This is a genomic window from Pseudoalteromonas sp. S3431, assembly GCF_000690035.1.
Lineage (GTDB): Bacteria > Pseudomonadota > Gammaproteobacteria > Enterobacterales > Alteromonadaceae > Pseudoalteromonas > Pseudoalteromonas fuliginea.
Genome location: NZ_JJNY01000032.1, coordinates 1 through 5,921, shown reverse-complemented (window position 1 = coordinate 5,921; position 5,921 = coordinate 1). Strand labels below are relative to the sequence as shown.

Here is a 5,921-nt window from a genome sequence, read left to right as displayed (position 1 = left end):
ACCATTAATTTGTAATCACTTGCATCAGCTACTGCAGCAGCTGAACATGTAAGTAGTGAGCTAAGAGCGATAGTTTTGATAAGTGTAAGTTTCATGGTCGTAGTCCTGTTATGCCAATTGTTTAAATTAGTGAGCGTTTTTAGCCTCAAGAAAATAGCTTAATAACAAGGAAAAAATTATGAAATATAGTCGTTCTATATAAGTAATTTTTAACGCAGTTAGTGAGTTATTTAATTCGCTAAAATGATCATGTTTTAATAAAATTGGTATTAGTTAGCCGTGCTTGTTGCCGACAACTGAACTTTAGTGAATTACCACAAAAACGACAAACGATTAAAACAAACCTAATAAGTGAAGAAAATTAACCTATAGACCTTAGTCTAATACGGTTAGCATTTTTCTATATATTTAAGTAGCTTACGCACCAACCCTTGTGTCTGAAATAGCTATCTTGCGTTTTAGAACGTATATAATTATTTATGCTTTTATTTGGTCCGTTTTATTTTAAGCATCTTGCCTTAGCGTAATTGAATAACAATCAAAAAAATTTATACATTTAATCACATGCAATACTAAGTCATGTATTTATAATTTCGACTCTAGTAACTTTTCATCATTAATGAATTAACTGTTTTGAAACACACACTTCCCTTTTTGTTTTTATAAGAGGAAATAAAAAGCGTGTGAAATACAGCTATTTCACACGCTTTTAAAAAATTATATTTAACGGATAGTTTTGGCTACTTTACCAATACTCAAACCCTGAATTAAAATAGAAAACACCACAACCGCATAAGTGAGAGCTAATAAAATATCGCGCTCGTTCCCATCAGGTAACTGCAATACCAGTGCAACCGAAATACCACCACGCAAGCCACCCCAGGTTAAAACTTTCCATGCGCCAGATGGCAACTCTAATTGCTTATTAAATGTAGTGGTTGTTATACCCACAACGATTAAACGTGCGAGTAAGGCGATTAAAATTGTTAACCCACCAGCAATAAATAAATTACTCGTAAATGCAATCATGACGACTTCAAGCCCTATGAGTACAAATAAGATGGCATTTAAAATTTCGTCAATTAACTCCCAAAACAAATCAACGTAATGACGTGTTTTGTCGCTCATAGCCATACTACGGCCATGATTGCCCACCATTAACCCCATCATTACCATTGCAAGTGGGCCCGACAAATGCCAATGGCTTGCCAGTGCATAGCCACCAATAACGCCCGCTAAAGTAAGTAGTACTTCTTCTTGATAACTATCAATACTTTTGAGTAAGTAATATAGAATACCACCTAATACCAAACCAAAAACAATACCACCACCCGCTTCAACCGCCAGCGTGTGCGCTACATAATAGGTTGTAGGAATATCACCACTTGATAAAACACCCAATAAAAGCACAAAAATAACCACGCCAATACCATCGTTAAACAACGATTCACCCGCAATCACGGTTTCAATACTTTTAGGCGCACCCGCAGATTGTAAAATTCCCATTACCGCAATAGGATCGGTTGGCGAAATTAATGCACCAAACAGTAAACACCAAATAAACGCTAAATCAAAACCAAGCAAAGGAAGCACTAAATAAAGCGCGCCAGCAATAATAACTGTAGATAACAACGTACCAACACAGGCTAAAATGCCTATTGGCAATTTATAGCGCCTTAAATCGCTAACATTTACGTGCAGCGCCCCAGCAAAAAGCAGCATAGAGAGCATGCCATCAAGCAAAACTTCAGTAAAATCTAACTGATCGAGCAAGCTCACTTCGTAATCTATAAGATCATCAAACCCTAAAAAGCCCAAAAATATAGCCGCAATAGAAACCACCATCGAAATAACCATTACACCAATGGTTGTTGGCAAGCCAATAAAGCGATGATTCACATAGGTGAGTAACGCCGTAATTGATAAAAATATCGCGCCAATTTCAAATATGGTTAAGCTGCTTGTAAGTTCCATTTTTATTAATCCGTAATATTAAATTAGTTATTATTTAGTAAGTCCGTAAACTTGTGTTGTTAAAACGCAAAAAAGCCATGTTAGGAGTAAACCTAACATGGCTTTTTTGTACTGTCGCTATTTTATATCATGCTTTAATAGGCACTTTATTAATAAATTTTATAAAGAAAGCTCTTCTTTAGCGCGAGTTAAGTTGTGCGATACCATTGTACTTGTAGACATTTGGTTTGCTTCGTATAAATCAGCAAGGCCAGCAGTGTCGTTGTTCGCTTTTAAACGTGCAACACCACGATTGCTTAATGCAAACGATGTAAGTTGGCGTACTTTAAATTTAGGGCCATCTGCGTCTTTTAAAAGCGCGATTGCTTGTGTACAAATTGTTTCAGCTTCTGCATAATTTTTTGACTTAACATTCAGTGCACAGCTGTTAAATGATTGCTCAAGTGGCTGTGGCGCTGTTGCAGTTTCAATAACCATTAATTTGTAATCACTTGCATCAGCTACTGCAGCAGCTGAACATGTAAGTAGTGAGCTAAGAGCGATAGTTTTGATAAGTATTTTCATGGTCGTAGTCCTGTTATGCCAATTGTTTAAATTAGTGAGCTTTTTTAGCGTCAAGAAAATAGCTTAATAACAAGGCAAAAATTATGAAATATAGTCGTTCTATATAAGTAATTTTTAACGCAGTTAGTGAGTTATTTAATTCGCTAAAATGATCATGTTTTAATAAAATTGGTATTAGTTAGCCGTGCTTGTTGCCGACAACTGAACTTTAGAGAATTAACACAAAACCGACAAACGATTAAAACAAACCTAATAAGTGAATAAATCTAACCTATAGACTTTAGTCTAATGCCAAACTACTAATTTACGGCAATTGGTATTTATACAATCAGCAACCAAACCAACACCTATTTAGTACGTTCAAGCAACTTAACTACTTGGGCTACAACCATTTCTGGCTCATCATTTTGCGGGTAGTGATAGCTTTTATTTGTTATTACTATTTCACCTTGAGGAAATGCATTAGCCCACTTTGAGTATAAGTCGCCCCACATTTCACGCGCTTTGTCGGTAAAAAATAATACAGATGGCTTTTTGTACTTTTTAACTGAGGCAATTACTGTCACGGGTATGTCAGCAATTTGTGGATAATCAGGCAGTGGACGTTTTGACCAAAAATCTAAATACTGATTCGACATTCCATTTTTCATATCGCCGAGCTTTATTGCAGCAATTTCTTTTTCAGCACGAGGCAAGTCAATCGCGCGCATAATATCTACATCGTGCTCTGATGCAGGCTCAATTAACATCAACGCTTTAATCTGATTAGGGTATGTTGCAGCAAATACACGCGCAATATAAGCACCATAAGAATGCGCAACATACACAACAGGCTCTTTTATTTTTAGTACTTGAAGAAGTAACAAAGCCTCAGCTGCATATTCTTCTGAGCTATAGTTTTTCTTTATTTGTGCAGAGCCGCCATTACCAATACGAGAATACCGTATAACTCTAGCGTGTTGAATCAGTGATTCAAAAACCGGTTCCCAATCACTTAAACCAGCAGAACCGCCCGCTTCAAGTAAAATAGTATGTTTACCTTTACCGGCTAGCTCGTATTCAACGTCAAAGCCATTTACTTGAACTTTAGCCAGTTCAGCCAAAGCGCTAGTAGATATGAAAAGTGAGTAGAGTAATGTTATTTTTAACTTTAATTTCATTGTATTAGGTAGATCTTTCTTTTATTAAATTAACTGATTTTTTAAGTTAGTACATGCCTTTAGTATCTGCCTTAAATATTCTTGGCTATTAACTCTGCTTTCAGCAAACCACCTTTAGTAAGTAACTTAGGAGCGAAACTTGGGTTACGTTTAGATTTGTAAGCATCAAGTATTAGCTTAAGACCATGCGCTTCTAACAATGAGATATTTACTTCAGTATCCATTTCGGCGGACTCAATGAAATCATCTGAAAAGCTGGGCGCGATTATCAACACTTGTGCAACTCGTTTACCCTGGTTTTCTGCGCGAGTTACATAGGCTTTTACTTGCCGCGAAGTTGTTGAATATTTGGCGAAATCTCCATTTTTACAGGTTTTTGCTTCACCTATAATTATGTCGTTATCACTTAGTGAAATTACGATATCTGCTTTATCTTTAGCAGTATTTAAATCTTTACGAAGGTCTTCGTCGATATTTAGCTCTAGTAGTTCAAAAATTGCTTTTGTGACTTCTTCAAACTTAACACCAATATCAGCTTCTGTTACATCTGCACCAACTTCCCTAAGAGTATTGATATCACGACGCGCTAATGCGTCGTAATTTTCAATTAGTTTATCGGTCGCATTAGCAAAGCTTTCTAAAATAGCAAAACGCGCATTACCACGTTTAGATAGCCCCATACTATCTCGAACTTCTCTTACTTCATCATTTGAAAGTAAATATAAAATATCATGAGGTGTGATACTCAAGGCACGTAATTTTTCAGTATCTATTATTTCATTAGCTTCAAGCTCAAATGCTTCTTTAAGCACTACTTGCATTGTTGGAAAATGTTCTTCTAATGTTTTTAGAAGCTGCTTAAATCCACTAGCGCTGAGGGAATCAAACTCCTTTTCTGTTGCACCTGATAGCGATGATAGTATTAAACTAATACGCTCATCTAAAGTAGTGCCAAGTTTTTCAGTGTCAATTTCTAAGTCTTGAATTAACTGTTTTAAGCGCTCTTTACGTTGATTTTGATTATCTTCAAGACTGTGGATATCATCTGATAGTAATCTAGCTGCGCTAAGTCCTGAATGAATAATTGTTTGAATCTTATCAGTTCGGCTTACGCCTCTTATTTTACGACCATGCGCTTTAAGTGCATTTGAAAGCTCAGCGTCAGTAAGAGTTCTGAGGATTCTTAATATATATTTATCGGCTAAATCTTTCCCTTGAATTTCATTAAGTAAAGTTACTATTTCATCTGGAATGAACACTTCTTGGCGTTTCTTACTTATAAACAATAACCCCATATCCCTCAGGCTATTTAAAGCATCCAGCACTCCATTTTTAGGAATAACATCGACTAAATGCTCTACAGCAGCGCATTCATCTGTTGTTAAATTCAACTCATCTGCAAGCACATTCAGAATGCTGCGCTCATCGTCAGTTACTTTAGCATCGCGATTATTCTTTTCATCATTAAAGTATGCTTCTTTCATGCACGCATGATAAATTTTCAAGGCGCGATTTCTTTCTAAAATGCTTTCAGCTGAATTTTGTTGGATATAATCTTTAAGCTCTTTTGAGAGCCTTGATAACTCAGCCCACTCTTTCTCATAAAGCGATTCAATCCAGCTAATTCGAGCAACTCCATTCCCGTCACGGCTCAAAATATTAACTAGCAAGTTGAGTTGTGCTGTACTCATTAATATTTGATCTTTTACAGAGCATTTAAAAAAATCTCTGACGGTATGGAATAATTGGGTAATTTCGCTACCAGACGCATTTTTAATTTGACCGTCAATATTGTCTATTGTTTTAGCTAGTTTTTTATTATTCTTAGCAGCATCAGAACAAAGGCGGTCGAGACATGAAATAAATTTAGATTTTTCGACTTGGTTAACAATTGATAAAACTTGATTGAGTTTCATTTTTACAGAGTCCTTTCATATAATATAGTTACAAATGTAACAGTTAATTTTATTTGCAGCAATAAAGCCCACTTTTGAATTACTTAATTAAGTATAGGTAAGCTCTAGCCCTCAAAATTCAAAATATCTAACTAACACCTCATTTATCACCCAAACCTATAAACTCCTTCGCCCATATGCCATAATCTAAATAATTCATTATTTTAGTAACTTGGCGCGTATTTAGGCGTTTTAAAGTTAACTACTCAGGGTTTTCAGCATGGCATATCAAGAGCAAAATCAAGCAACAATCTATTGGCACGACTAT

General features: G+C 35.8%; 4 protein-coding genes. All 4 read right to left on the bottom strand.

The genetic code is table 11. The features are described 5' to 3' along the window. Positions 1-723: 723 nt before the first annotated feature. A complete protein-coding gene (locus DO88_RS11275) occupies positions 724-1,974 on the bottom strand; it encodes a cation:proton antiporter (protein WP_033038896.1) in 1,251 nt (416 codons plus the stop codon). Between the two features lie 159 nt (positions 1,975-2,133). Next, complete coding sequence (locus tag DO88_RS11280; protein ID WP_033038892.1) at positions 2,134-2,538, bottom strand: hypothetical protein; 405 nt, start codon at positions 2,536-2,538, stop codon at positions 2,134-2,136. A 347-nt stretch (positions 2,539-2,885) separates the two neighbouring features. Then, a complete protein-coding gene (locus DO88_RS11285; protein WP_033038889.1) occupies positions 2,886-3,698 on the bottom strand; it encodes an alpha/beta fold hydrolase in 813 nt (270 codons plus the stop codon). 71 nt (positions 3,699-3,769) lie between these two features. Then, on the bottom strand, positions 3,770-5,614 hold the full coding sequence (locus DO88_RS11290; protein ID WP_007378126.1) for a hypothetical protein: 1,845 nt from the start codon (positions 5,612-5,614) through the stop codon (positions 3,770-3,772). Positions 5,615-5,921 lie beyond the last annotated feature (307 nt).